This window comes from Lentzea roselyniae, assembly GCF_039537795.1.
GTDB classification, from domain to species: Bacteria; Actinomycetota; Actinomycetes; order Mycobacteriales; family Pseudonocardiaceae; genus Lentzea; species Lentzea atacamensis.
Genome location: NZ_BAABBE010000022.1, coordinates 80,585 through 106,208 on the forward strand (window position 1 = coordinate 80,585; position 25,624 = coordinate 106,208).

The following is a 25,624-nucleotide window of genomic DNA, read 5'->3' on the forward strand; positions in this document are numbered from 1 at the left end:
GAGAGTGGCTAGAGCGTCCACTCGGTGGTCTGTGGTCTTGACCAGATCTTGCGACCGTCCTGCTCCGGGCCGTAGGCAGATCAGCATGGAGATCAGTCGTCGCACAGCGCTCGCTCTCGGTGCCGCCGCGGCCCTGGTGCCCACCGGCACCGCCAGGGCCGTCGCGCCACCAGCGATCTTCTACTCGCCCCACCAGGACGATGAGTCCCTCGCGATGGCAGGGTCGATCCGCGAGCACGAGGAGGCCGGCCGCCGGGTGATCCTCGTGCTGCTCACCCGCGGCGAGAACGGCGGCCTGCTCGACATCATGAACGGCATCGCCGACTGTCCTCTCGGGCAGGATTGCCCCGGCGGTGGTTCACACCGCTTCGGGTTGACGCAGGAGGACATCGTGCGGGCGCGCACCGCCGAGTTCAGGGCGGCGGCGCGACGTCTCGGCGTCGACGAGGTCGTCGTCCGCGACCGGCCGGACTCCGCGTGGGGCGACTACGCCGGGTTCGTCCGGGAGGTGCGGAACACGATCCTCGAGTTCGAGCGGAAGCACCCCGGTGCCTCGCACAAGCTGGTCAACGGCTACCGCGACGTGATCCACGGCTCCCCGCCCGACCAGCCCAACCTGACGCACAAGGCGTGCCGTGAGGCCGCGGAAGGCCTTGCGGGCCTCGACTTCCGCTTCTACTGGGTCTACGGCTACACGTACCCGCGGGAGCAGCGGACGGCCGACTACGTGCTTCCGTTGTCCGCCAAGCAGTTCGCGCGCAAGCGGCAGGCGCTGGCCGAGTACGGCCGCTGGGACCCGGAGCGCGGCCGGTACGCGCTCGGGTACCACAGCGTCGGCAAGCTCATGATCGACCCGGCGGCGGCGGACCCGCACGAGTACATCGACCTGCCTCGCTCAGCGCGGCAGGCGCAGCAGTAGCAGCGAGCGCGGTTCCAGCGTCAGCTTCGACCTCGGCAGCAGGCCGGACGGATCCGCGGGGGAGCCGTCCGGTGTCGTGGTGTCCAGGAACGGTTCGTACGACGGCCCGTAGCGCTCGTGCGGCAACGTCACCGTGATGGGGTCCGCCCCGGCGTGCATCAGCAACAGCCACGAGTCGTCCGACACGAGCTCACCTTCCCGCGTGCGCGAGAGGCAGTTCGAGCCGTCGATGAACATGCCGAGCGTGCGGCGTCCTTCGTCGAACCAGTCGGTCTCGGCCATCTCCTGCCCGTCCGGCCGGAACCACACCAGGTCCGGGTTGCCGCTCGGCGTCGTGCGTCCCTCGAAGAACTCGGGCTGCCGCAACGCCGGTGAGCTGGCCCGCAGCTCGATGAGCCGCTGGGTGAACCCGAGCAGTGCTTCACCGGCGTCGGTCCGGTCCCAGTCCACCCACGACACCGCGTTGTCGAGGCAGTAGGCGTTGTTGTTGCCGCCCTGAGTCCGCCACATCTCGTCGCCCGCCACCATCATCGGCGTGCCGGTGGACAGCACGAGCGTCGCGAGCAGGTTCCGCGCCTGCTTGGCCCGGAGCTTCAGGATCTCGGGATCCGTCGTCTCGCCCTCTGCCCCGCAGTTCCACGACCGGTTGTCGTTCGTGCCGTCGCGGTTGTCCTCGCCGTTCTCCTCGTTGTGCTTGTCGTTGTAGGACACCAGGTCCCTGAGCGTGAACCCGTCGTGCGCGGTGATGAAGTTGATCGACTGCCACGGCCGGCGCAGATCGTCCGCGTACAGATCACTCGACCCGCTCAGCCGGTACGCGAGATCCCGCACCGACGTGTGCCCGCGCCAGAAGTCCCTCACGGTGTCCCGGTACCGGCCGTTCCACTCGGCCCACTGCACCCCGAAGTCGCCGACCCGGTACCCGTCCCCGGTCGCGTCCCACGGCTCGGCGATCAACTTGGCCCGGCACAGCAGCGGATCCGTGGTGATGGCCGTGAGCAGAGCGCTGTCCCGATCGAAGAACCCGCCGCCGGGCCGCCCCATCGTCGACGCCAGGTCGAACCGGAACCCGTCCACGCCCATCTCGCCGGCCCAGTACCGCAGCGAGTCCGTGACCAGCCGCACGACCTGCGGCGACCCGGCGTCCAGCGTGTTCCCGCAGCCGGTGATGTCCACCGTGCTGCCCCCACCCGCGTGCAGGTAGTACCCCGGCGCGTCGAACCCCCGGAAGCAGATCGTCGGACCGCCCGGCCCGCCTTCGCACGTGTGGTTGTAGACGACGTCGATCAACACCTCGATGTTCGCGGCGTGCAGCGCCGCCACCATCGTCCGGAACTCCTGGACCTCCCGGCCGGGCTCACTCGCGTACCCCGCGTGCGGTGCGCAGTACCCGAGCGGCGAGTACCCCCAGTAGTTGCTCGCGTTCCGCTGGATCAACGACGGTTCGTCCTGGAACGCCTGCACCGGCAGCAGCTCCACGGTGGTGACGCCGAGCCTGGTGAGGTGCTCGATCGCCGCCGGGTGCGCCAGCCCCAGGTACGTGCCGCGCAGCTTCTCCGGGATCTCCGGGTGGTTCTTCGTGAAGCCCTTGACGTGCAGTTCGTAGATGACCGCTTCCTCGAACGGCACCTCGGGCTTCACCCCGGTGTCCGCGCCGCCCGGCGAGCTGACCACCGACAGCGGCACCGACCCGAGCGAGTCGACGGCCGACGGCGGCCCGTGCATCGGGTCGCCGACGTACCCCAGCGCGGCATCGAGGTCCGTGATCTTCCCGGTGATCTGCCGCGCGTACGGGTCCACGAGGATCTTCGCCGGATTGCACCGCAGCCCGCGCCCGGTGTCGTACGGCCCGTGCACCCGGAACCCGTACCGCTGCCCCGGCGTGACCCCCGGCACCAGCCCGTGCCACACCCCGAACGTCCGTTCGGTGAGCTCCACCCGCTTCTCTGCCCCGTCGTCGTCGATCAGGCAGACCTCGACCGCCTCGGCGACGTGTGACGTCACCGCGAACCGGACACCGCCCGCCTCGGCGTGCGCCCCCAGTGGGAACGGACGCCCTGCCAGCACCTCGGACTCGGGTCGCGTAGCCATACCTCCGATCTTGGCATCCGACACCGACAAAAAACTTGCGAGTTCAGCCAGGCGGCGCAGTGCGCCTGCTCATAGCGTGCATCGCTCACATCACCGGCGGCCCCGAGGTGCACGGGCTCCCCACGTGACGTCCGGGTGACCCCGATGGGTGGGGTGCGGGAGGCCGTTGGGAACAATGGGCTCGTGGCGGACGTCGACGTGACAGATCTGGTCGTGCACATGGCGGGCGTATCGGTCCGTCGAGGGAAGAACACGCTGGTCGGCAACATCGACTGGAGCGTGGAACTGGACGAGCGCTGGGTGGTGCTGGGCCCCAACGGAGCGGGCAAGACGACCCTGCTGCGGCTGGCCAGCGCCGAGCTGCACCCCACCAGGGGCAAGGTCCACCTCCTGGGCGAGCGCCTGGGCAAGACCGACGTCCAGGAGCTCAAGCCCCGCATCGGCCTCTGCAGCGCGGCCCTCAACGGACGCGTCCCCGGTGACGAGACGGTCGTCGACCTCGTCGTGTCCGCCGGCTACGCGGTGCTGGGCAGGTGGCGCGAGGAGTACGGCAAGCTCGACACCGACCGGGCCCGGGAGCTGCTCGGCACCCTGGGCATCGCGCACCTCGCCGACCGCCTCTACGGCACCCTGAGCGAGGGTGAGCGCAAGCGCACGCTGATCGCCCGCGCGCTCATGACCGACCCCGAGATGCTCCTGCTGGACGAGCCCGCCGCAGGCCTTGACCTGGGCGGACGCGAGGATCTCGTGGCCAAGCTGTCGGAGCTCGCCATGGACCCCGACGCGCCCGCGACCATCCTCGTCACGCACCACGTCGAGGAGATCCCGCCCGGCTTCACGCACGCGCTGCTGCTCCGCGAGGGTTCGATCGTGGCCCAGGGCCTGCTCGACGACGTCCTCACTGAGGAAAACCTCTCAAAGACGTTCGGTCAGGACCTCGAACTGCAAAAGTCGGGGGAGCGGTTCTTCGCCCGCCGAAAGGTCTGAGAAGCTACCGCCAAGTAACGTGACACCGGGGTCGCGACAACTAGGAGGGCGCTGCGTGGCTGAGTTCGTCAGGCTGGAAGTCGAGGACGGGATCGGCACGATCCGGCTGGATCGGCCGCCGATGAACGCCCTGAACCGGCAGGTGCAGACCGAGCTCCAGGCCGCCGCCAAGGAGGCGAGCGAACGGTCGGACGTCTACGCCGTCATCGTCTACGGCGGCGAGAAGGTCTTCGCGGCGGGCGCCGACGTCAAGGAGTTCGCGCAGATCTCCCACGCCGAGATGACGCTGCGGGCCAAGAGCCTGTCGGACGCTCTCGGCGCGCTCTCGACCATCCCGAAGCCGACCGTCGCGGCCATCACCGGCTACGCGCTCGGTGGCGGCTTCGAGGTCGCGCTCGGCTGCGACCGCCGCATCGCCGGCGACAACGCCAAGGTCGGCCAGCCCGAGATCCTGCTCGGCCTGATCCCCGGCGGTGGCGGCACGCAGCGCCTCGCCCGGCTGATCGGCCCGTCGAAGACCAAGGACCTGCTCTACACCGGCCGGTTCGTCGGCGCCCAGGAGGCGCTGGAGATCGGCATGGTCGACGAGGTCGTCGCTCCGGACGACGTGTACGGGGCCGCGAAGCGCTGGGCCAAGCAGTTCGTCAACGGGCCGGTGCTCGCGCTCGCCGCGACCAAGGCCGCCGTCGACGGTGGCCTCGACACCGATCTGGAGTCGGGCCTCAAGCTGGAGAGCCACCTCTTCGCGGCGTTGTTCGCGACGGAGGACAAGAAGGCGGGCGTGGAGTCGTTCATCGAGAACGGCCCGGGAAAGGCGAAGTTCAGTGGCAACTGATCCGGCACCCAACCCGCACGCGACCGCGGAAGAGGTCCAGGCGGCGTACTCCGACCCCAAGCTCGCCAACGTGCTCTACCACGACTGGGAAGCGGGCACGTACGACGAGAAGTGGTCGATCTCCTACGACGACCGCTGCATCACCTACGCCGTCGACCGCTTCAAGGCCGTCGCGGGTGACACGGGTCCGTACGAGCACGCGCTGGAGCTCGGCTGCGGCACGGGCTTCTTCCTGCTGAACCTCATGCAGGGCGACGTGATCAAGAAGGGCTCGGTCACCGACCTCTCGCCCGGCATGGTCGAGGTCGCGCTGCGCAACGCCCGGCACCTCGGTCTCGACGTCGACGGCAGGGTCGCCGACGCCGAGCGCATCCCGTACGACGACAACACGTTCGACCTCGTCGTCGGCCACGCGGTGCTGCACCACATCCCTGATGTGGAGGCGGCGATGCGCGAGGTGCTGCGCGTGCTCAAGCCGGGCGGCAAGTTCGTGTTCGCGGGCGATCCGACGAACATCGGCAACTTCTACGCCCGCAAGCTCGGCCAGGCGACGTGGTGGTTGACCACGAACATCACCAAGGCCGTACCGGTGCTGAACGACTGGCGCCGCCCGCAGGAGGAGCTCGACGAGTCCTCCCGCGCCGCCGCGCTGGAAGCCGTAGTCGATCTCCACACGTTCGACCCGGACGACCTGGAGAAGACCGCGCGGCGCGCGGGCGCGGTGGAGGTCAAGGCCGTCACCGACGAGCTGTCCGCGGCGCTGTTCGGCTGGCCGGTGCGCACGTTCGAGGCCGCCGTGCCGCGCGAGAAGCTCGGCTTCGGCTGGGCGATGTTCGCCTACCGCACCTGGCAGAACCTCTCGTGGGTCGACCAGAACATCTTCGCGAAGGTCCTGCCGCGCGAGGTGTTCTACAACGTGTCGGTCACCGGCAAGAAGTCCTCCTGAGTTGGGGTACGCGTTCACCTCGGACGACGTGGCGTTCCTGCGGTCCGCCGCCGGAGTCGCCGCCGTCGCCGAGGTGAACGCGTTGCCCTTCACGGACTCTTCTCGCCTGCACGACGTGGGCGTCGCCCGCAAGCTCCTCGGCGAGCGGTTCGCTCCCGTCGTGGAAACCGTGCTGCTGCGCCGTCGCGCGACGTCCAAACTGGACAACGCCGCCGAGTGGCTCTTCACCGACGACGCCCTCCAGCAGGCCACCGCGTCACCGGTCGCCCGCCATCGGGCTTCGCGGTTCGCCGGGCGCGATGTGCACGACGTCACGTGCTCGATCGGCGCGGACCTGTTCGCGTTGAACGCTGTCGCTTCCCGGTGCGTCGGCTCGGACCTCGACCCGGTCCGGCTCGCCATGGCGCGCAACAACGTTCCCGGCCAGCTGGTCGTCCAGGCGGACGCGCTGAAGCCGGTCTCCCGGGCCACGGCCGTCACCGCGGACCCGGCCCGCCGTGACTCGTCCGGCCGCCGCAAGTGGCACCCGCAGGACTTCGTGCCACCGCTGGACGAGCTGTCCGAGGTGTACGCGCACGTCGACCTCGCGGTGAAGTGCGCGCCCGGCATCGACTTCGCGGTCGCGCCGTGGGCCGACGAGATCGAGCTCGTGTCGCTCGACGGCGCCGTGCGCGAAGCCTGCCTGTGGACGCGAGGCCTTGCCACGGAAGGAGTTTCACGCCGCGCGACGGTCATCCACGGTGACGACTCGTGGACCGTCACCGACGCCGAACCCGACGACTGCCCGGTCACCCCGCCCGGTGAGTGGATCATCGACCCGGACGGCGCGGTCGTGCGCGCGGGCCTGGTGCGGCACTACGCGGCCCGCCACGGTCTGTGGCAGCTCGACGAACGCATCGCGTACCTGAGCGGAGACACACCTCCCGCGGGCATCCGCGCGTTCCGCGTGCTCGACCACGGGCACTACACGGAGAAGGCGCTCAAGTCGTTGCTGAAGACGCGCGGGATCGGCCGGCTGGAGATCCTGGTGCGCGGCCTGGACGTCGACCCGAACACCCTGCGGAAGCGGTTGAAGCTGGCCGGCCGTGACGAGGCCACGGTGGTGTTGACCAGGATCGGTACGAAACCCGTCATGGTGCTGTGTCGGGCAGAGCGGACCTGATCCCGCGCTAGCGGCCTTGGCTCAGCACGAGATCCAGTCGGTCGAGGTGGTGGCTGGGCCGCAGCCGCTTGCCGTGGGTGAGCGTGGCGATGCCGTGCAGCGTGCTCCAGAAGACCTCGGTGAGCGTCTCCAGATCACGGTCGCCCGCAACGGGTTCGACCGCGGCGACGAGCTCGGCGAACGCCGCGCGCAGCTCGGCGGGCGCGTCGGCGGTGCCGAACGGGATGTCGACCTCCCGCACGAACATGGCGTCGTAGAGCGCGGGCCTCTCCCTGGCGAACTCCAGGTATGCCTCCGCGACGGCGTGCTGGCGCGATTTTCCTTGCACGGCATTGGCTTCGTGCAACTTCTCGGCCAGCTCGCCACAACCCTGGATCGCGACCTCGCGGATGATCGCGTCCTTGTTCTTGAAGTGGCTGTAGAGCACGGGCTGGCTGTACTCGACCTTCTCGGCGAGCCTGCGCGTGGTGACCGCGTCCCAGCCTTCCGCCTCGGCCAGCTCGCGGGCCGCGTCGATGATCAGCTGGTGGCGTTCGGCGCGTTCGCGTTCGCGTCGGCTCTGGATGCTCACGGCTCTGAATCTAGCACTGCTAGACATTCGAGCGCTGGTGCTGTTAGCGTTGCTCTAGTCACTAGCAGTGCTAGAAGTCATGGGGAGAGATCATGCGGTTGACCACGATCATGGCCTGGCTCGTCGTGCTGGCCGGTTTCGTCTTCGGGCTGGGCTACCTGTTCAACGGGCACGGCGCGGCCGCGGGGTTCGGCATCGTCGACCCGTCCGGCTACTACGTCGTGAAGGGTGTGCGCGACCTCGCGTACGGCCTGACAGCGTTGATCCTGCTGCTGCTGAAGCAGCGTCGCGCGCTGGGCTGGGTGGTGCTGGCCGACTCGATCATCCCGATCGGCGACTGCCTGGCGGTGATCACGAGTGGCGGTTCGGTGGGCTACGCGCTGGCGGTGCACGGCTCCGCGGCCGTGCTGGTGCTGCTCACCGCTGGACTGCTGCTCCGGGAGACAGCGCCCGCACGGCCTCAGCCAGTGCCGAGTCGCTGATCTCGGTGAGCAGCAGTCCGGTCAGCACGTGGAACGCCCTGCGCAGCTCGTCGGGGCGTGTGGAGAGCACGAGCGTCCCGGCGAACTCGCCGGCGTCGTGCAGATCGTCGAGGCCGCGCCCCTGCACGGCGTTGACGCCTTCGTTGAGGCAGCGCAACGACATCACGTGGTCACGCATGTTGTTGATCATGTAGAGCGCCTGCCAGCAGCGGCCGCGTTCGATCGACGACCGCGCGTGCAGCCCGTGGAGCCAGGCGAGTCCGATGAGCTCGGCGCGGTCCGGCTGCGCCGGCTGCGGAATCTCGTTGGCGTCACCGAAGAGCAGCCGGAACGTGGGCCCCGTCGCCCCGAACTCGGTCGACGGCCAGAAGGCGATGTCCACCTGCAACGTCGACCGCATCAGGAAGACCCGGAAGAGAACAGCCCCGCGCCGCACGTCGAGGTGGCTGACCGCGCCGCACGCGTACATCAGCGCGGTCCAGTCGGCCACCACGGCGTCGATCTCGCGGTCGACCGACAGCGCGAAGTCGATGTCGGACCAGCGATCCTCCCTGCCCACGGCCGCCGACCCCGTCAACGCCGCCCCGACCACGCGCGGGTCGGTGTCGGCGGCGTTCACGAGGTCACGACGCAACCGGTCGCGTTCCGAAACGGTGAACACCACCCCACACTATTGGCCCCGGCTCACGGGATCGACCCCGGCGAGCCTGAGCAGGTCGACCATTCCGAACTGACCGGAGGAGCGCGCCGGCAGCGTCGGCTTCCAGCCCGGCTGCTGCCGCAGGTACGACTCTGGATCCAGCTGCAGCAGCCCGACGAACACCTCACCGATCAGCCTGGCGCTCGCTCCCGCGAGCGTGATGCCGTCGCCGAGCGTCTCGGCCTCCCGCAACGTGTAGTACCAGAGCGGTGTCGAGCGGTCGAAGCCGAACTCCCTGAGCTCAGGCACGTTGTCCAGCACCGGAATGCCCATGGCCTGCGCCACGGCCTGCCCGGACGGCAACGACCACGTGAGGTGCCTCAGCAGGTTGCGCTGGGGGAGCGCGGTGGGCGGGCTGCCGTCCGCGATGGCGCCGAGCGGCAACCGGAACAGCGGTGTGCTGATGTGCGTGTCGATCCTCTTGTTGGGCCGCACCTGCCCGTCCCCGAAGTCGAAGAACGTCTGCCACCCGATGAACCTCCTGCGCGCCCGCCGCCCGCCGCGGAGATCCACCGGGTCGCTCTGTCCTTCGGCCGCCGGATCGAAGATGAACCCGAAGAACGGCTGGTTGTTGCTGTCCCCCTTCAAATTCGCCCGGTAGGACGGCCGCACCTGGCTGTGCCCGAACCGGTAGCAGGCCCCCTGGAACTCGACCGGCATGAAGTGCTGGTTCTGCGCGGGCCGGTAGAAGCGCCGCCCGTGGGTGAGGATGTCCTGCGTGAGCCCGAAGCCGATGACCTGCGGCAGGAACTCGTGCACCACGATCCACTGGTAGTGCCACACAACGGTTCGTTGCGCCTCCGCGAAGACCCGGTCGGCTGGCGTGTTCTGCGCTCTGAGCCGATCCACAACCCGGTTGTGGAACAACAGGAACGCCGCGTGCAACCCGGAGATGATGAGGTTCTCGTCGTTGCGAGGGTCCCCGATGATCGCCACACCGTCACTGCGGCGCGGCAGGTCCTCGAACAGCCCGCCGCTCTCGACCCGGAACTTCGCTCTGTCGTTGCTGTCGTACAGCTGCGGACTCTGAACCGGCCCGCCCCCGTACACGGAATCCAGCGACAGCGTGGGGTTGCGGGTGTTCGGACTCTGCTCGGGCACCGCCGGCACCGCGAGCCGGGAGTGGAGGTCGAAGGTGAGGTCGTGGTCGATGAACTGCCCGAGGAACGTCGTCCCTGCCGTGTTGAACGGGTTGTCGAGGTTGCCGGGACTCAGCTCGGGGTTGGTGATGAGCCTGATCGGCCCTTCGCGCAACGGATCCTTGGCGTCCAGCAGCCCGCCCGGCGCCCCCATCGCCCGCAACGCGTCCTGCACGCGCGGGGTGTTCTCGGCGAACGGCGGGAGGTTCGGGAAGATCCGTCCGAAGAACCGGGGTGAGGTGGCCGCGTCGACTGTCTGCGCGACTGTCTGCGCGACGGCAGGGGAGGGTGCCAGCGTCACCGCACCGGCGCCCGCGACCCCTCCCAGAAATCCACGTCTGGTGAGATTGCCCATGTCAGCGCAGTTTTCTGCAAGATCACTCGTCGCCGCACGGACGAAGAACCATGCAGGGGACGCCAATCCCTTACGCCGGTTTCCACGTCAGCCGGGCTTGCGCACCAGGTTGGTGTACCCGGCCAGTGCCAGCGTCGCGAGGCCCCAGACCGCTAGCTGCACCAGCCAGATGGCGGCCGTGAATGCCTGGCCTGCGTGTGACACGGTGTCGAGATCGCACCGTGCCCGCATGCCGGTCATCGCCAACGGCAAACCGCGGTCCAGTCCCAGTCCGACGAGTTCCACTGTGGAACAGGGCACTCCGGCCGCGGCGGTGGCGCTGCTGACACGCTCGGCGGCGAGATGGCCTGGGCCGGTGGGGATCTGGCCGGCGCACCAGCCGAGTGCACCGGCGATCACGAGCACCACGAGAAGAGCGGCGGCGGTGCGGCGAGCCCGGAAGCCGTATCCGCTGAGCACGCCCCACAGCCAGTGGAAGCGCCGAATCACGAAGCCGCCCAGGTCGTCGGGGTTGTCACGGCGCAGATCTGTCTGCTGGGCGATGAGGACCCGGCGCACGACGCCGTCGTGGCCGGCGGCCCGCTCGACCGCTGCCAGGCGCTGGTAGGCCGAGGCGTGATAAGCGAAGGTGTGGCGGCGGATCACATGCAGCCATTGCCCCCAGGTCCAACCAGGGCCGAGAGCAGCGAAGGAGAGGTCGTTGAGCATGACCCGCCCGTCAAAGAGGCACTGCTCACCCAGCCCGGACACCGGGCATGCCACCGTGGGGTCGATCGCCACCGCGTTCCCGATCACCATTTCGCTCAGGTTGAGCGCGAGACCGGATCCTGCGTCCACCCTCAGCCCGGATCGAGGTCCGCTACCGAACGACCCGCCGACGAGGACGCCTCTCAGGTCGACCGCACCGTCGAGGTCGTTCCCCGACAGCCTGGACTCCTCCAGCGCCACTTGACCTTGGACCTGCATGCGCCGGGCCGCCAGTGCGGGGCCGTCGGTATTGGTCACTTCCACGTTCCGCAGCTGGAAGTTCGCGGAGACATGGACACCGACGAGGTTGAGCGCGCCGACCCTGCCGTGCCCGGTGATACGCGTTCCGCTCAGCAGGACCAGGTTGCCGCTGACACGGGCGCGGTGGGCACGCACACCAGGACCGTTGGTGTTGGTGGCCTGGACGCCCTCCAGCCTGAGGTCGCCGGTGATGTTGGCGCCGAGCATGCTGATCGCACCGTACTGACCATGCCCGGTGGCTCGGATCGCGCCTCGCATGATCAGGTCGTCGCCGACGCGGATGTTGTCGGCCATCAGGGCGGGACCGGCGTTGTTGAAGAGCTCGGCGTCACGCAGCTCGAACGCCGAGGCGATGCGAGCGTGGATCAGGTTGAGCACGCCGAACTCGCTGTGTCCGGTCGCGCGGACCTGTCCGAGCATGATCAGGCAGCCGTCGATGCGGACGCGGTCTGCGTTCAGCGCGGGCCCGACAGTGTTGGTGAACTCGACGTCTCTCAGGACGAGATCTCCCGCGATCGAGCGCTGACGAGGTCGATCCCCGCGACCTGGGCTTTGCTGAGCGAGAGGTGGGACAGGTTCGCGCTGGCGGCCGTGATCGACTCATGGATCACGCATTCACTCAGGTGCAGGCCGGCCACCGCCGTTACGTGGTCGAGGTCGAGCGTCCCCTCGACCAGTGCTCAAGACAGTCGCACACCACGCGGGTCCACGTCGCCGTGACGACCGAGCAGCAACTCCCGGATCAGCTCGGCGCGGACCACCGCGCTCTGGTCGGTGCACACCAACCAGTCGCCGCGACGTGCCGCGTCAACGAGCCGTGTCTCCCAGTCGGTCACGCTCAGGTCATCACCTGGCAGGGTCGCTACGTTAGCAACCCCAGCCGTTGCGCCTCCGCCAGCGCCTGAGCCCGGTTGTGCACCCGCAACTTGAAGAACAACTGCCGCTGCTCCGACTCCACGGTCTTCACCGCGATCCCCAACGCGTGAGCCGTCTGCCGGACCGACTCCCCACGAGCGATCGACGACAGGATGTCCTGCTCCCGATGCGTGAGCGTGGGAACGTTCTCACGCGCAACGACCCCTGAGCACGGAGCCCGGACCAGTCCGAGCCGCGCCACCACAGCAGCAGCCTGCACCCGGCTCTGCACCCCGAGCTTCGCAAAGATCCGCCGCTTGTAGTTGACCACGGTGTGCGGCGACAACCGCAGGGCAGACGCGACCAACGCGGCCGACTGTCCGGAGCAGACGTAGGCGAGGACTTCCATCTCGCGATCGGTCAGCGCACCCGGTGCGACACGGCGCAGCGGAACCAGCGGCACGTGCTCCAACGAAGCCCGCAAGGCAGCGAGGCCCCAGGCCGGGCAGAGCGGGACGAGTGGAAAGTCCGGTACGAGGTCCGGTTCCAACTGCCCCACGACGACGTCCGGCGGTCTCAGCCGACACAACAACGCCAGGTCTTCAACCGAGCAGGCGGTGCCCACGACGAGCCAGCCGGGCAGGGCGTCCAGCCAGGTCGCGACGGCATCCGCGGTGAGCCGTTCCCAGGAATGCACGGCGATCCTCGTTGATCGCACGCCTTTGGGCATGGCGCCTCACGCTCAGAGCGAGGCGGCGGCACTTGGGCTTCTCACACCATAGGTCGTGGGTGGTTTCTGACGCCACTGCGCCAGAAACCACCCGACGTTCGACGAACTAGCCCAGTGCCACGGCGAAAATGTGCAGGTTCACATCTTCTGGCAGCACGATGCTCGCCAGCGTCTTGCCTTCCGGAGCCACGTACGTCTTCGTCGCGAAGATGTGCGTGGCGACCTTCTCGTTGCCGCCGCCGAGCTGGTTGCGGTACGGCGTGGTCGCGACGACCACGTTGCCGTAGCTCGGCGTCTGGCCGCCGCCACCCAGGGTCCAGTCGCTGAAGCCGATCTCCACGGACGCCGTGGTGCCGTCCGTGAACGTCACCACGGCGGGACGAGTCCGGGCTCCGTTCGTGGCCGAACCCAGGAAAGCGAGGCGGGTGCCGGACAGTGCAAGCGTTTGCTTCGCCGCGGTCGCGTTGTCCGGACGGCCAGGAGGCGACGACGGCCAGGTGAAGGACAGGCCATCGACGGTGCCCGTGCCGCCCGGCGTGAGGCCCGCAACAGCGAGGGCCTGGCGCGAGTAGCTGTAGCCGCCGCCGTCGAAGTCGCCCTCGCCGTCGGCGTCGTCAGACGCGCCCACGTTGTTCACGGCGGCGAGCATGCTGCCCGCCGGCGCGACCTTCACCGTCTGCGGCAGCACGACGGGCTTCGCGGCGCCCTCGACGTTCACCGTCACGGTGAAGTCGTAGAAGCCCTGCGCGGTTCCGGCCGCTGCCGCGATCGTGAAGTCACCCGGCACCGCGCCGGTCGTCGGCGTGAAGGTCAGCGCCTCCGGGCCGGTGATCGTGTAGGTGGCCTTCGGGTCGCCGTCGTACAGCTTCACCGCGTTGACCTTCGCCGTGATCGACTTGCCCGGCTCGACCACCAGCTGGCGCGGCTCGACGGTGAGGTAGTACGGCTGGTCGTGCCTGATCGGCTGCTCGCCCTCGCGGAACGACGGCGGCGCGTCGGAAGCGCCCGTGCCCCACGAGGAAGGCGACTTGCCGAGCACGAAGTCCAGCTTGCCGCCGCGCTCCACGAACGACTCGGGCAGCCAGTTCTTCGTCGAAGTGCGGCCGTTGACCTTCAGCGACTGCACGTACTTCGTGGCGGTGTTGGCCTGGGGTGCGGTGATGGTGATGTCCTTGCCGCCACCGCGGTTGATCTTCACCGACGTGAACAGCGGGCTGCTCAGCACCAGCTCGGCGCGCGACGGCACCTGCGGGTACATGCCCATCGCGGTGAACACGAACCACGACGACATCGCGCCGAGGTCGTCGTTGCCGGGGATGCCGCCGGGGGCGTTCTTCCACAGCGTGTTGATGGTCTCCCGCAGCGTTTCCTGCGTCTTGGCGGGCTGGCCGGTGTAGTTGTAGAGCCACGGGACGTTCACCGACGGCTCGTTGTCCAGTTCAGACTTCGCACCGCCCTGACCCGTCAGGGCCCAGCTGCCGTCGGCGTTGTGGAAGAAGTCGTCGAGACGCTTGTTCGCGCGTTCGCGGCCGCCCAGCGACTCCACGAGCCCGGCGACGTTGTGCGTGACCATCCAGGTGTACTGGGCGCTGCTGCCCTCGACGAAACCGTTGCCGGTGTCCGGTGTGAAGTCCTTGACCCACGTGCCGTCGGCGTTGCGGTTGCGGATGTAGCCGCCGGTGCTGTGCGCGACCGGGTCGAAGTTGTTCTGCCACCACTGCGCGCGCTCGGCGAACGTCCTGGCGGTCTTCCTGTCACCTGTGCGCTCCGCGAGCTGGCTGATCGCGAAGTCCGCCGCGGAGATCTCCAGGGTCTCCGCCGCGCCGCCCCACGCGTTCGACACGGACGGCATGTACTTGTGCTTCAGGTACTTGTCGAGCGACGGCCGTTGCCCGACCGACATCACGGCCCAGCCGTCCTTGCTCAGGTCGAGCGCGGTCGGCACGGTCGCGGCCTTGACCAAGCTCCGAAGCGACGACCTGATGTCGTACCTGTCACCGCCGAACGCGGAGATCGCGGCCAGTGCGATGGGCGACGGGTCACCGTTCATGACGTGCGTGCCGCCGTTGTTGTGCGACCAGCGGTCCCAGACGCCGTTGTTGTGCTCGGCCTGGTTCAGCAGCGACTGCGCGATGTCCGAGCCGATCTGCGGTTCCAGCAGCGTCACCAGCTGCAGCTGCGAGCGGTAGACGTCCCAGCCGGAGAACGTGCCGTACTGGGCCTTCTGCTTCGAACGGTTGATCTTGTGCGTCTTGCCGTCGAACCCGGCGTACTCGCCGTTGACGTCGCTGAACAGGTTGGGGTGCAACAAAGAGTGGTACAACGCGGTGTAGAACTTGGTCCGCTCGTCATCGGAGCCGCCGCCGACCTCGATGCGCTTGAGCTGCTTCTGCCACGCGATGTACGCGTTGTCCCTCATGTCCTCGATGGACTGGCCCTTGTTCTCGGCGACCAGGTTCTGCTTCGCGTTGTCCAGGCTGACGTAGGAGATGCCGACCTTGACGTTGACCTGCGAGCCGGGCGCGAACCCGAGGTAGGCGCCGGACCCCTTGCCCAGCACCGGCCAGCCGTTCGTCCCGTACGTCGTGCCGCCCTTCGAGGACGTCGAACTGGGCGTGACAACGTTGTCTTGATACGTGCCGACCTCGGTGAAGTCCTGGTCGAACTCCGCCACGAAGTGCAGCGTGTAGTAGCTGCGGCGGCCGACCTGGTTGATGTAGCCGCAGAAGTTGCCCGCGGTGACCGAACCGGTGATCGTGCGCTTGTCCTTGTCGATCACGGTCTGGGCGTCGGACGAGCCCACCTGCGACTTGGACGTGTTGATCAGCACCGTCGCCGGCTTGCCGGCCGGGAAGCTGAAGCGGGCCGCACCGGTGCGTTCGGTCGCGGACAGCTCGGCCTTGGCGCCGGACTTGAGCGTCACGTCGTAACGTCCGGGCTTGGCCACCTCGTCCGCGTGCGCGAACTCGCTCGCGTAGACCGCGTCCGTCGCGTCCGTGGTCGGCGACGTGGTGACCGTCCCGACGTGCGGGAAGATCGGGATGTCGCCACTGCCGCCCGCGCACCCCGTGCCGGACATGTGGGTGAGGCTGAAGCCGCGGATCTTCGTGGCGTCGTAGCGGTAACCGCCGGGCGCCGCGGCGCGCAGGGTGTTGCCGCGGCTGGCCTCCGGACTGAACGAGAACATGCCGAACGGCACGACCGCGCCGGGGAACGTGTTCCCGAGGTTGGTCGTGCCGATGAACGGGTTCACGTGAGCCGCGGGATCCGGCACCACCTGAATCTGGGGCTGAGCGGAGGCAGGGACCACTCCGAACGTCATGGCCACCGCCACCGCAGCTGTCGTGAGGACTCTTCGCTGCATGGTCGCGGACCCTACTTACCGTGCCCGCGCAACCCCAGAGAGCGACACGAAGTTGTCGTCAAACGGACAAGCGCTGCTCCATGAAGGCCCGCAGCGCGGGCCAATCGGTGTCCTCCGCGACCTCCACCTGGTGATTTCCCTCGACGAGGGCGCCGTCGTCGTCGATGTCGAGCAGGTGCGTCTTGGTCTTGAGCGTGCCGGGGACGATCGCCTCGGCCACCGCCACGGCGTCGTGGATGTAGATCCCCTGGTTCTCCGACCGGTTGGCCAGGTACGTCCGGTAGGTGCCCGTGAGGTTGCTCAGCGTCTGGTCGACGTTGGCCAGGAACTCGGTGTCGGCGATGCACCGGTGCGTGAGGTTGAGCGGCACCACGACCGGGTTGCCCTTGCGGATCACCGTGCGCGCCGCGGCGGGGTCGGCCCAGAAGTTGAACTCGGCGCGCTCGGTCGTGTTGCCGAGCCCGAGGCCGCCACCCATGACGATCAGCCGGGGGAACTCGATCCCGGCGTCGAGAGCCTTGGCGATGTTGGTCTGCGGCCCGATCGCGACCACCACCGTCTCCGGCGTCAGCCGTTCGCGGAAGAAGCCGACGACATCGTCACCGAAGATCTCCCGGTCGCTCTCGGGCAACGTGTGCGCCTGCCCGCCGAGCCCGTCCTCGCCGTGCACGTCCGCCGCCCCGCTGGGCCCTTCCGCGCCCCTGACCACGGGCACGTCCGTCCGCTCGAGGTAGGCGAGCAGCCGCAGGGCGTTGCGGGTGGTGAGGTCGAGCGCGACGTTGCCGAACACCGTGGTGAGACCGACGAGGTCCACCTCGGCGCTGCGGGCGGCGAGCGCGATCGCGAACGCGTCGTCCACGCCGGGGTCGGTGTCGATGATCAGAGGGATCGCCATGCCTCTAGGGTGCCTGAGACTCGGCTCCCACCTCGGCCACGTCCCACACGACATTCCTCAGGCCCGGCCGTTCGAGGTAGCCCTTCTCCAGCATGTCCGCGTGGTAGCGACGCGCATCGGCCTCGTTGTCGTACACCTGGATCGCGTGGCCGTCCTGCGTCCACGTCCCGTGCACGAACCCCGGTAGCCCGACCTTGCTCGACGCCATCAACGGCACCTGCGCCCGCCATTCGTCGTGCATTTCCGGGTTGAGCTCCCAGACGCCGATGACCGCCCACATGCCGCACCTCTGTTCGCCGTGGTCACGACACCTTGGAACCGTTTCCCGGTCACCGGCCGCCCGAAGTTAGAGTCTCCGTCCATGACGAGCATGTGGGGCGCACCGGTGTGGACCAGATGGCGCAGGTCGCGCCGGGACCCGCAGCAGGCACGCTTCCTCACTCTCGCGTCCCTGCGCTGGGTCCTGCGCCACCGCGCCTACACCCCCTGGTACCTCGTGCGGTACTGGCGGCTGCTGAAGTTCCGCCTGCTCAACCCGCACGTGGTGCTGCGCGGCATGGTCTTCTTCGGCAAGCGCGTCGACGTCATGGCCCGCCCCGGCTACGGCCGCCTGGAGATCGGGCGCTGGGTGCACATCGGCGACGGCAACGCCATCCGGTGCCACGAGGGCTCGCTGCGCATCGGTGACAAGGTCGTGTTCGGCAAGGACAACACGGTCAACTGCTACCTCGACATCGAGATCGGCGCGTCGTCGCTGGTCGCGGACTGGGTCTACATCTGCGACTTCGACCACAAGACCGAGGACATCACCCTGCCGATCAAGGACCAGGGCATCGTGAAGTCGCCGGTGCGGATCGGGCCGGACTGCTGGCTCGGGGCCAAGGTGACCGTGCTGCGCGGGACCCGTGTCGGTCGCGGGTGTGTGCTGGGGGCGCACGCGGTGGTGCGCGGGGACGTGGCGGACTACAAGATCGCGGTCGGGGCGCCGGCACGGGTGGTGCGGGATCGGCGCGCCGACTACGAGGCTGATGCTCAGCGCAGGGCGGACATCGCGGACATGGCCCGCAAGGCCAAGGAGGCGCTGGCTAAGCGAGCGGAAGAAGCCGCGGACGCTTAGCGCGGAAGCCGTCGCCCGGCTCGCGGCCGATCAGCTTGTTGCGTGAGCGCGAGTAGGCGACGGGCAGCACCTGGTCGCGCAGCCACCGCAGGTGGTCGAACAGGGACGCCGGTGCGGCCACGCCGTCCAGCGGTGCCATCCACGACGAGTCGAACGGGATCTCCAGCGCCGACAGCAGGTGACCGGCCAAACGCCTGTGCCCCAACGACGACAGGTGCAGACGGTCCGGGCCGAAGTAGCGTGAGTCCCGCACGCACTCGTCGTCCGCAACGTCGACCAGGATCGCGCCGTAACGCACCGCGGCCACACGCACGGCGTCGTTCAACGCCTCGATCCGCGGCCGCATGCGCCAACCGAAGGGCATGCGCTGCGAGATATCGCTCAACGTGAAGACGGCGACGGTCGGCGCGAAGGACGTCACGGCGCGCACCATCGCGTCCACCCGGCGCGCGATCTGGCCGCACGACGCTCCGGACATCACGTCGTTGCCGCCACCGAACAAGGCAACGAGGTCGGGCTCCAACACCTCAGCGGACGGGACCTGCTCCACCAGCATCTGGTCGAGGCGACGGCCGCGCACGGCCAGGTTGGCGTAGCGGAAGCCCGGCGCGTCCAGCACGGACGCGACGCGGTCCGCCCAGCCCCGGTACCGGCCGTCGGGAAGCAGATCGTCCAGGCCCTCGGTGCAGCTGTCCCCGAGCGCCACGAAGCGTTGGTATTTCATTCAGTCCTCGGTCACCTCTTGTTAACGGGACCGGCGACTGTACCAAGATCAAGTGAACAGGTTGCCCGTGGCGATCTTGGGGCGCCCCAGGACACGCGGTTCGCGCACCGCGGCAGACGCATAGACCGCGGCTGTGTCCGCGGCGATCGTGGCCCAGTTGAAGTCCGTGGCCAGACGCTCTTTCGCAGCACGGGCACGCGCGGCAGCGGCAGCGGGATCGGACAGCACTGCGCGCACGGAACGGGCGAGTCCGTCCACGTCACCAGGGGCGAACGACAGGCCCGTCACGCCGTCCAGAACCACCTCGCCGAGGCCGCCCGCGGTGGAAGCCACCAGTGGCGTTCCTGCCGCCGCGGCTTCCAGCGCCACGATCCCGAACGGCTCGTAGCGGGAGGGCAGCACGACCGCGTTTGCCGCTGTGAGCAACGCCGCCAAAGACCTGTCGGAGAGATGTCCGACGAACTCCACCGCACGCAGCACGCGGTGCTTGCGCGCCTGCTCCTGCAACCACTCGGTCTGCGATCCACCGCCGGCGACCACGACACGGGTGCCGCGGAACGCCCGGCGGATCCGGGGGAGCGCCGCGATCAGGTCCTGGATGCCCTTCTCCCACTCGATGCGGCCGAAGAACAGCAGCAACGGGTCACCGTGCGGGGAGTAGGCACGCCGAGCGGCGCCGACGTCCTTCGCCCGCACCTTCCAGCCGCCCGGCTCGATGCCGTTGTGCAGCACGGAAACCGTGTCAGCGTCCACATCGAACAGATGCGCGACCTCGCGCCGCATGGCCGAGGAGCAGGTGATCAGCGAGTCCGCGCGGTTCGCCAGCCACCACTCCACCGAGTGCACCTGCTGGTTCAACGGGTGCGACAGCCAGCCGGAGTGGCGGCCCGCCTCGGTCGCGTGGATCGTCGCCACCAGCGGCACGCCGAAGGCCTCCGCCAGTGCCACCGCCGGGTGCGTGACCAGCCAGTCGTGCGCGTGCACCACGTCCGGGCGCCACGGGCCCAGTGACAGTCCCGCGCGCGTCATCGCGTGCCCCATGGCCAGCGTCCACGCCACGAGGTCCTTCTCGAACACGAGATGCGCGGGGTCCTCGGCGACGCGGATCAGCCGCACGCCCTCGCTCACCACGTCGACGGTCGGGTGCGTCACGGCGTCGGTGCCGGAAGGTTGCCGGCACAGCACCACGACGTCGTGCCCCTGCGCGGCCAGCTGTGTCGCGAGCGCGTGGACGTGCCTGCCCAGCCCGCCGACGACCACCGGCGGGTACTCCCACGACAACATCAGCACGCGCATCCCGTTACCCCATTCCTCGCGCGTCCAGATGCCCGAACGGGCCGTCCGCCGCGCGGAGCTCCGCCGCCCTCGCACGTCCACGACCGCTTCGCGCCAACGTCGCGAGCTCGCTGAAGCGGTCGCTGTGAATCTTCGCGCGGTAGCGGGCGTAGTCGGCGGCCGAGTCCTTCGTGACCATGAAGGCCCAGTCGCTCGACAACGCCAGCAACGCCTCGCGCACCGCCTGGTCCAGCACCGGATCCCGCACGTCGGACGAGAAGTCCAGGCCCAGCAGCTCCTGTTGCACCGACGAGTTCAACGACACGATGTCCGACACCTGGGCGCCGTCCCACACCCGCCAGTCCTTGCCGCTGCCCCACGACGAGGCGGGCAGTTCCACCGGCGCACCAACATGCCCGGCCTCAACGGCTCCGCGCAAGGTCGTCACGCGCACGCCGGCTTCCGGCAGTGCGCGCAGCACGGCCTCCAGCCACAACGGACCTTCGTGCCACCAGTGTCCGTAGAGCTCGGTGTCGTAGGCCGCCACGACGAGCCCGCCGTCGATCGCCCGCAGCCGTCGCACGACGGTGTCCACGAAGTCCTCGACGTGGCGGCCGATCGCTTCCCGTGCCAGCAAAGGGTCGTACGGCCGCTTGTCCTCCGGCGCCACGTTCTTGCCCGTCACCCGCGACGGCTTCAGGCCCGTCGGGTGGTCGAAGGTGTGAAAGTCCCGGTACGCGGCATCGCCCGGATAGCCGACCTTCGGCGACCAGACGCGGTACGAGACTTCGAGATCACGCCCGAACGCCAGCACGTCCGACGATCCGACGGGGTGCGCCGACGAGGTGTCGCCGTGCAGCGCCGGTCCGTCCACCATGAACCGCCGCACGCCCGCCGCCGCGTACCCCGCCTCCATGCCGGGTGAGTAGCCGCATTCGGGTGCCCAGATCCCTTCCGGGGCCTTGCCGATCCGCAGCGCGGTGTCGTCCAAACCGGTCCGCAGCGCGAAAGCCCGCACCCGAGGGTCCAGCAACGGCTGAAAGGGATGCGTCGCCGGCCCGCCGAGCAGTTCGATCGTCGAAGAGTCCACAAGGGACCGCAGCAGGGGCGAAAACCCGTGCCGCCAATGCGATTCGAACTGGTCCAGTGCCCAAGAGGATGCCCGGTGCTCGTACGCGGACAGCTCGCGCAGCCTTTCACCGGCGTAGTGCGAACGCAGGTGCCAGTTGCCGAGCCAGTCGTGCGCTCCCCGCAAGCAGTACGGGTCGTCGAGCTGCGCGGCCAGGATCGGCGTGACACCGAGCGTCAGGACGTCGGACCGGCCCTCGTCGGCGAACCGCCGCAGCATGTCCACGACGGGCAGGTACGAGTGCGCCCACGCCTGGTAGAGCCACTCCTCGCCGACCGGCCACGTGCCGTGATGCGCGAGCCAGGGCAGATGGCTGTGCAGGACCAGGCAGAACGTTCCTTCAGAGCCTTCCCGGGTCACGCGCGCACCGCCACGGCCACGAGGTCGAGGCACGTGTCCATGTCCTCGGAGGTGATGTCGAAGTCGTCCACCGTCACGGACTCGACAGCCTCCTTCAGCTCGGCCGGCCACGGCGCACCGGACAGGGCGACCTCGACCTGTGCGTCGATGATCCGTCCATCCAGGAGGGAGTCAAGCCTCTTCCCGTGACGCAGCCCTGTCAGTTCGTCAACGCGGAAACCAGCCTCGCGCAGCATCTCGTCCAGTTCGGACGGTGCGAGCTCCCTGGTGTGGAACGGGTTGAGCGGCGTGTCCTGGCCGGGCGAGAACGTGAGCCTGTTCGGCGTCGTCACGATGAGCGTCCCGCCGGGACGCAGCACCCGCCGGCACTCCGCGAGGAAACCCTCCTGGTCCCACAGGTGTTCGATGACCTGCAGGTTCGCCACGACGTCGACGCCGCCGTCGCGCAACGGCAGCGTCGCGAGGTTCCCGCGCAGCACGTTCAGCTGCGGGTACGCGCGGGCGACGTGGCGCGACGTCAGCTCGTCGTAGTCGAGCGCGATCACCCGCCGCGCGACCGTGCGGATCAGCTGGGCGCCGTAGCCCTCGCCGCAGCCGGCCTCCAGCACGACCGCGTCCGCGCAGTGTCCGATGAGGTGCAGGTACGCGGCCTCGTGCCGTCGGAACCAGTAGTTCTCCTCGGCGATGCCGGGCACCGTGCGTTCGCCGGTCAGGGGGAGGGTCACGCCCGTCAGGTTACTTGCCAGTAGTGATGATCAGAACGGCGAGACGGTAACGGCCAGGGCTCCGGGACCCACATTTGCGCCGATCGCAGCACTGACCTGCGTCAGGACGACGTCGCGTGCGTGCGGAATCCGCTTTTGCAGCATCTGCAGCAGCTCGTGTCCCTCCTTTTCGGCCGCGAAGTGCTCGACCGCGAGGTCCACGTTCCGTCCATACGCGAGCGCCACCGCCTTGTCGACGAGCTTGCCGAGCGCGCGTTCCCTGCCGACGACCTTGTCGAACGGCTCCACCTCGCCGTTGACGACGGTGAGCAGCGGCTTGACCGAGAGCGCGTCGCCGAAGAGCTTCGCGGCGGCGCTGACCCGGCCGGCCTGCCGCAGGTAGTGCAGCGTGTTGACGTAGATCAGCACGCTGGCGTCGCGGCCGCGCTGCTCGGCGACGCTGCGCGCGTGCTGGACGTTGCCTCCGGTCTGGACGATCCGCGCGGCCGCGAGGGCGGCGAACCCGAGCGTCATGCCCGACGAGTGCGAGTCCACGATGAACACCGGCACGCGCGACTTGGCCGCCGCTGCCTTCGCGGCGTCCGTCGCCGGCGAGAGCTTCGGCGTGACGTGCACCGACACGATCGTCTCCGCGCCCCTGGCCCACGCGTCCTGGTACGCCCAGAAGAACGCGTCCGGCGCGGGCGGCTGGGTCGTGATCGGGATCTGGGCGTCCATCGCCTGCAACAGCCTGTCGGTCGGCACGTATGCCTCGTCGATCAGCTCCGACCCGATCTTCAGCTGCATCGGGACCGTGATGATGTTGAACCGTTCCGCCAGACGGGCGGGAAGTGACGCGGTCGAGTCGGTGACGACGGCTACTCGTGAGGACACGAACGAGGAGGTTAACGAAGCGTGATCGCAGTAGCCACTGACGAACGATGGCAATTCGTGTGATCTACCCCTGGTGGTTACTTTTCGTGCACGGCGAACGCGAGGAGTGAACCCCTCGGAAAGGCGTCCGACTTGACACAATCGGGTGACTGCGCGTTGTTTGGAGTTGATCTACGCGCGTCTCGTTTGCGCTGGAAGCCAAGGATATTCCACGCGTTACATGTGCGCTCTCTGTCCACTGTCGACGCTGGTTGGCGGTACCCGAGCTGGGTAAGCTCGCACAATCTTCGGCCTGGTTGAGTGAGTAGGTGACCATGGGTGCAAAAGAGCAGGAACTAGTTCCGCTGCACACCGCTTTCGACGTTGTGTACCGAGGTTTTCATCGACGTCAGGTCATCGAGCACATCGAGAATCTCGAGGAGCAGCTGCGCTTCACGAGCCTCGACCGGGCGGAGGCGCTGGCACAGGCCGCCGATTTGCGCAAGCTGCTGGAAATGACGCGCCGGGACCTGGAGGAGGCGCGCGCCCGCATCGAGCGCCTGGAATCCACCTCCGGCACGCACGCGGGCGCCACCGAACGGATGCACCGCATGCTCCGCCTCGCCGAGGACGAGGCCGCGGAGATGCACCTGCAGGCCGAACGCGAGTGCGCCGATCTCCGTGCGCGGACCGACGTCGAGGTCGCCGCGTTGCGAGCCGACGCCGAACGCGAGGCGGCGGCAATGCGCTCGGAGGCCGAGTCCGAGCTCTACGCGACCCGCCAGGACTGCGCCAACCGCGCCGCGGCGATGGAGCGGCGCGAGCTGGAGATGGAACGCCGCTGCTCCGACCTCGAGGCGCAGCACCGTCAGCGCGCGGACGAGGTGGAGCGCGAGTGCGCCGCCGCGATTGCCCTCGCCCAGTCCGACGCCGACCGGTTGCTGCGTGAGACCGCTCTCCAGTGCAACGCCCTGGAGGCCGACTCCGAGCGCAAGCGGGAGAAGGCCCAGCAGTTCTTCGAGCTCACCATGACCCGGCGCCGCAACGAGGCCGCGCAGCACCTGCAGGAGCAGGAGGCGCTCGCCAAGGCGCGGGCGGAGTTCGTGGTGAAGGTGGCCTGCCGCGAGGCCAGCCGCCGCCTGGCCGAGGTCGCGCAACGGACCGACGAGCTGCACGAGCTGAGGCGCACCGTCCACACGCAACTCGCCGCGGCACGTGCGGCCCTGTCCGTGGCCGCCGACCGCGTTGCACCGGTGCACATCCCGGAACAGGTGGCCGCGTCGTGAAGCGCTGGGTGCCGCTGGCCGTCGGAGCGCTGATGGTGCCCGCGTCGGTGACGGCGTTCGGCTTCTCCGTGTACGGAGACGAACTGGAGACGGCGCTGTCGTCGTCGCCCGCCGCACCCGCCGTTCTCGCCGGCCCGGTGCCGGTCGAGGACTTCATCGCGCCGTTGCGGATGCAGCCGCCCGCTCCGCTGGTGGTGCCCGCGGCCGTCGCGCAGCAGCACGTGCGCGAGCTGTTCTCGTCGCACGCCGTCAAGGGCATCACGTTCGCGCCGGGCACCGCGTCGCTGGTGGGCCGCGGCGAGGACGTGCGCAGGAGCCTGGCCAGCGTGCTGCGCAACGTCACCGGCTCCGTGACGCTGGTGGCGCACGCGTGGAACGGCGAGACGGCGTCGCACCGCTGCGACGTGCTCGCCATGGAGCGGGCCGGCCTGGTGCGGCAGTACCTGGCCGAGCAGGGAGTCGACAGCGTCATCACCACTCGGGTGATCGTGGATCCCGTCTGGGGGCCGCCCTCTGACGGCGGACCTCAGGTCGACGTCCTCGTCGCATAGGACGTCCTCGTCGTCTAGGTAGGAGCCGTTCGCATGGCAGGGGCCGTCGGGATCGTCTTCGGGTTGTGCGTGCTGTCCTTCACGTTAGGGGCGGCCCTCATGTACGTGGTGCTGAGACGCCGCGAGGACGCCGGTGCTTCCCCGGCCTCCGCTGCTGCCGACGAGCCGGCTGATCGGGTGCGGGTGGAGAAGCCCGCCGTCGAGCCGGTCGACGACGACTACGACTCGCGGCCGATCCACCGCAATCCGGTGGTGGGGTTGCCGCAGCTGGAGCCTGCGCTGGCGGTGCTGGCCGTGCCGGTGGCGGAGGCTGAGCCTGCTGCGGAGGCAGAGCCTGTTGCGGAGCCTGCGCTGGTTGCGGAGCCTGCGCTGGTTGCGGAACCCGTATCGGCTGCGGAACCCGTCGCGGCTGATGAGCCGGAGCCGGTCGCGGAACTGGAGCCGGTCGCGGAACTGGAGCCGGTCGCGGAACTGGAGCCGGTCGCGGAACTGGAGCCGGTCGCGGAACTGGAGCCGGTCGCGGAACTGGAGCCGGTCGCGGAACTGGAGCCGGTCGCGGAACTGGA

General features: G+C 68.9%; 24 protein-coding genes and 1 pseudogene. 10 read left to right on the plus strand and 15 right to left on the minus strand.

Annotated elements, in window-relative coordinates; all coding sequences use genetic code 11:
• Nucleotides 1-85: 85 nt before the first annotated feature.
• Nucleotides 86-919 (plus strand): PIG-L deacetylase family protein, encoded by an 834-nt coding sequence (locus ABFX45_RS32220; protein ID WP_346134045.1) that lies wholly within the window; start codon nucleotides 86-88, stop codon nucleotides 917-919.
• On the opposite strand, the gene glgX is transcribed toward ABFX45_RS32220, so the two are convergent.
• Entirely contained in the window at nucleotides 896-3,010 is a 2,115-nt protein-coding gene (gene glgX, locus ABFX45_RS32225) for a glycogen debranching protein GlgX (protein WP_346134047.1), read from the minus strand. The two genes, ABFX45_RS32220 and glgX, sit on opposite strands and share 24 nt — an antisense overlap.
• Before the next feature lie 144 nt (nucleotides 3,011-3,154).
• Here glgX and ABFX45_RS32230 point away from each other — a divergent pair, with 144 nt between their 5' ends.
• The 4 genes from ABFX45_RS32230 to ABFX45_RS32245 are packed head-to-tail and all read left to right on the plus strand — an operon-like array spanning nucleotide 3,155 to nucleotide 6,940.
• Nucleotides 3,155-3,997: an ABC transporter ATP-binding protein gene (locus ABFX45_RS32230; RefSeq protein ID WP_109634447.1), complete on the plus strand. Its 843-nt coding sequence runs from the start codon at nucleotides 3,155-3,157 to the stop codon at nucleotides 3,995-3,997.
• Between the two features lie 55 nt (nucleotides 3,998-4,052).
• Nucleotides 4,053-4,832, plus strand: coding sequence for an enoyl-CoA hydratase/isomerase family protein (locus ABFX45_RS32235; RefSeq protein ID WP_346134049.1), 780 nt, complete (start codon nucleotides 4,053-4,055; stop codon nucleotides 4,830-4,832).
• Nucleotides 4,822-5,778: a class I SAM-dependent methyltransferase gene (locus ABFX45_RS32240; RefSeq protein WP_109634442.1), complete on the plus strand. Its 957-nt coding sequence runs from the start codon at nucleotides 4,822-4,824 to the stop codon at nucleotides 5,776-5,778. The genes ABFX45_RS32235 and ABFX45_RS32240 overlap by 11 nt, the downstream gene beginning before the upstream one ends.
• A gap of 1 nt (nucleotide 5,779) precedes the next feature.
• Nucleotides 5,780-6,940 carry a THUMP-like domain-containing protein gene (locus ABFX45_RS32245; protein WP_346134052.1) on the plus strand — a complete coding sequence of 387 codons (1,161 nt, stop codon included), beginning with the start codon at nucleotides 5,780-5,782 and terminating at the stop codon, nucleotides 6,938-6,940.
• Nucleotides 6,941-6,947: 7 nt separating this feature from the next.
• Here ABFX45_RS32245 and ABFX45_RS32250 read toward each other — a convergent pair whose 3' ends face one another.
• On the minus strand, nucleotides 6,948-7,511 hold the full coding sequence (locus tag ABFX45_RS32250; RefSeq protein WP_346134054.1) for a TetR/AcrR family transcriptional regulator: 564 nt from the start codon (nucleotides 7,509-7,511) through the stop codon (nucleotides 6,948-6,950).
• A 92-nt stretch (nucleotides 7,512-7,603) separates the two neighbouring features.
• On the opposite strand from ABFX45_RS32250, the gene ABFX45_RS32255 reads away from it, so the two are divergent.
• Nucleotides 7,604-7,993 carry a DUF4267 domain-containing protein gene (locus tag ABFX45_RS32255; RefSeq protein ID WP_109634435.1) on the plus strand — a complete coding sequence of 130 codons (390 nt, stop codon included), beginning with the start codon at nucleotides 7,604-7,606 and terminating at the stop codon, nucleotides 7,991-7,993.
• On the opposite strand, the gene ABFX45_RS32260 is transcribed toward ABFX45_RS32255, so the two are convergent.
• From ABFX45_RS32260 to ABFX45_RS32295, 8 genes are all read right to left on the minus strand, one after another.
• The gene (locus ABFX45_RS32260; protein ID WP_346134056.1) at nucleotides 7,929-8,654 is read right to left on the minus strand and encodes a nucleotidyltransferase domain-containing protein; all 726 of its coding nucleotides are present in this window, start codon (nucleotides 8,652-8,654) and stop codon (nucleotides 7,929-7,931) included. The two genes, ABFX45_RS32255 and ABFX45_RS32260, sit on opposite strands and share 65 nt — an antisense overlap.
• 9 nt (nucleotides 8,655-8,663) lie before the next feature.
• Nucleotides 8,664-10,187: a peroxidase family protein gene (locus ABFX45_RS32265; protein ID WP_346134058.1), complete on the minus strand. Its 1,524-nt coding sequence runs from the start codon at nucleotides 10,185-10,187 to the stop codon at nucleotides 8,664-8,666.
• Nucleotides 10,188-10,274: 87 nt separating this feature from the next.
• A complete protein-coding gene (locus ABFX45_RS32270) occupies nucleotides 10,275-11,615 on the minus strand; it encodes a hypothetical protein (protein ID WP_346134060.1) in 1,341 nt (446 codons plus the stop codon).
• 260 nt (nucleotides 11,616-11,875) lie between these two features.
• Entirely contained in the window at nucleotides 11,876-12,031 is a 156-nt protein-coding gene (locus ABFX45_RS32275; RefSeq protein WP_346134062.1) for a hypothetical protein, read from the minus strand.
• A gap of 26 nt (nucleotides 12,032-12,057) precedes the next feature.
• Nucleotides 12,058-12,747: a LuxR C-terminal-related transcriptional regulator gene (locus ABFX45_RS32280; protein WP_346134064.1), complete on the minus strand. Its 690-nt coding sequence runs from the start codon at nucleotides 12,745-12,747 to the stop codon at nucleotides 12,058-12,060.
• 139 nt (nucleotides 12,748-12,886) lie between these two features.
• A complete protein-coding gene (locus ABFX45_RS32285; RefSeq protein ID WP_346134066.1) occupies nucleotides 12,887-16,144 on the minus strand; it encodes a GH92 family glycosyl hydrolase in 3,258 nt (1,085 codons plus the stop codon).
• Nucleotides 16,145-16,202: 58 nt separating this feature from the next.
• Entirely contained in the window at nucleotides 16,203-17,039 is an 837-nt protein-coding gene (locus ABFX45_RS32290; RefSeq protein WP_109634422.1) for a nucleoside hydrolase, read from the minus strand.
• 4 nt (nucleotides 17,040-17,043) lie between these two features.
• Entirely contained in the window at nucleotides 17,044-17,319 is a 276-nt protein-coding gene (locus tag ABFX45_RS32295) for a hypothetical protein (RefSeq protein WP_346134068.1), read from the minus strand.
• A gap of 81 nt (nucleotides 17,320-17,400) precedes the next feature.
• On the opposite strand from ABFX45_RS32295, the gene ABFX45_RS32300 reads away from it, so the two are divergent.
• Complete coding sequence (locus ABFX45_RS32300; RefSeq protein WP_109634419.1) at nucleotides 17,401-18,156, plus strand: acyltransferase; 756 nt, start codon at nucleotides 17,401-17,403, stop codon at nucleotides 18,154-18,156.
• Here the strand turns inward: ABFX45_RS32300 and ABFX45_RS32305 are convergent.
• Genes ABFX45_RS32305 through ABFX45_RS32325 form a run of 5 tightly spaced genes read right to left on the minus strand, consistent with a single transcriptional unit; the run spans nucleotide 18,125 to nucleotide 23,242 of the window.
• A complete protein-coding gene (locus tag ABFX45_RS32305) occupies nucleotides 18,125-18,880 on the minus strand; it encodes an SGNH/GDSL hydrolase family protein (RefSeq protein WP_346134071.1) in 756 nt (251 codons plus the stop codon). The genes ABFX45_RS32300 and ABFX45_RS32305 overlap by 32 nt on opposite strands.
• A gap of 48 nt (nucleotides 18,881-18,928) precedes the next feature.
• The gene (locus ABFX45_RS32310) at nucleotides 18,929-20,176 is read right to left on the minus strand and encodes a glycosyltransferase family 4 protein (RefSeq protein WP_109634414.1); all 1,248 of its coding nucleotides are present in this window, start codon (nucleotides 20,174-20,176) and stop codon (nucleotides 18,929-18,931) included.
• Nucleotides 20,177-20,180: 4 nt separating this feature from the next.
• A complete protein-coding gene (locus tag ABFX45_RS32315) occupies nucleotides 20,181-21,644 on the minus strand; it encodes a 1,4-alpha-glucan branching protein domain-containing protein (RefSeq protein ID WP_109634412.1) in 1,464 nt (487 codons plus the stop codon).
• Nucleotides 21,641-22,378: a class I SAM-dependent methyltransferase gene (locus ABFX45_RS32320; protein ID WP_346134109.1), complete on the minus strand. Its 738-nt coding sequence runs from the start codon at nucleotides 22,376-22,378 to the stop codon at nucleotides 21,641-21,643. Before ABFX45_RS32320 ends, ABFX45_RS32315 begins: the two co-directional genes overlap by 4 nt.
• A gap of 21 nt (nucleotides 22,379-22,399) precedes the next feature.
• Entirely contained in the window at nucleotides 22,400-23,242 is an 843-nt protein-coding gene (locus tag ABFX45_RS32325; RefSeq protein WP_109634410.1) for a DegV family protein, read from the minus strand.
• 314 nt (nucleotides 23,243-23,556) lie between these two features.
• On the opposite strand from ABFX45_RS32325, the gene ABFX45_RS32330 reads away from it, so the two are divergent.
• The 3 genes and pseudogenes from ABFX45_RS32330 to ABFX45_RS32340 all read left to right on the plus strand — a co-directional run.
• Complete coding sequence (locus tag ABFX45_RS32330) at nucleotides 23,557-24,507, plus strand: coiled-coil domain-containing protein (RefSeq protein WP_146231460.1); 951 nt, start codon at nucleotides 23,557-23,559, stop codon at nucleotides 24,505-24,507.
• Entirely contained in the window at nucleotides 24,504-25,058 is a 555-nt protein-coding gene (locus tag ABFX45_RS32335) for an OmpA family protein (protein WP_109634405.1), read from the plus strand. The genes ABFX45_RS32330 and ABFX45_RS32335 overlap by 4 nt, the downstream gene beginning before the upstream one ends.
• A 33-nt stretch (nucleotides 25,059-25,091) precedes the next feature.
• Nucleotides 25,092-25,624 (plus strand): annotated as a pseudogene (locus tag ABFX45_RS32340) (hypothetical protein); the annotation flags it as partial.

Coding starts and splice junctions, on each gene's coding strand:
- ABFX45_RS32220 (WP_346134045.1), top strand. CDS start 86: ATGGAGATCAGTCGTCGCACAGCGCTCGCTCTCGGTGCCGCCGCGGCC.
- glgX (WP_346134047.1), bottom strand. CDS start 3,010: ATGGCTACGCGACCCGAGTCCGAGGTGCTGGCAGGGCGTCCGTTCCCA.
- ABFX45_RS32230 (WP_109634447.1), top strand. CDS start 3,155: ATGGGTGGGGTGCGGGAGGCCGTTGGGAACAATGGGCTCGTGGCGGAC.
- ABFX45_RS32255 (WP_109634435.1), top strand. CDS start 7,604: ATGCGGTTGACCACGATCATGGCCTGGCTCGTCGTGCTGGCCGGTTTC.
- ABFX45_RS32265 (WP_346134058.1), bottom strand. CDS start 10,187: ATGGGCAATCTCACCAGACGTGGATTTCTGGGAGGGGTCGCGGGCGCC.
- ABFX45_RS32270 (WP_346134060.1), bottom strand. CDS start 11,615: ATGCTCGGACAGGTCCGCGCGACCGGACACAGCGAGTTCGGCGTGCTC.
- ABFX45_RS32285 (WP_346134066.1), bottom strand. CDS start 16,144: ATGCAGCGAAGAGTCCTCACGACAGCTGCGGTGGCGGTGGCCATGACG.
- ABFX45_RS32290 (WP_109634422.1), bottom strand. CDS start 17,039: ATGGCGATCCCTCTGATCATCGACACCGACCCCGGCGTGGACGACGCG.
- ABFX45_RS32295 (WP_346134068.1), bottom strand. CDS start 17,319: ATGTGGGCGGTCATCGGCGTCTGGGAGCTCAACCCGGAAATGCACGAC.
- ABFX45_RS32300 (WP_109634419.1), top strand. CDS start 17,401: ATGACGAGCATGTGGGGCGCACCGGTGTGGACCAGATGGCGCAGGTCG.
- ABFX45_RS32305 (WP_346134071.1), bottom strand. CDS start 18,880: ATGAAATACCAACGCTTCGTGGCGCTCGGGGACAGCTGCACCGAGGGC.
- ABFX45_RS32310 (WP_109634414.1), bottom strand. CDS start 20,176: ATGCGCGTGCTGATGTTGTCGTGGGAGTACCCGCCGGTGGTCGTCGGC.
- ABFX45_RS32330 (WP_146231460.1), top strand. CDS start 23,557: ATGGGTGCAAAAGAGCAGGAACTAGTTCCGCTGCACACCGCTTTCGAC.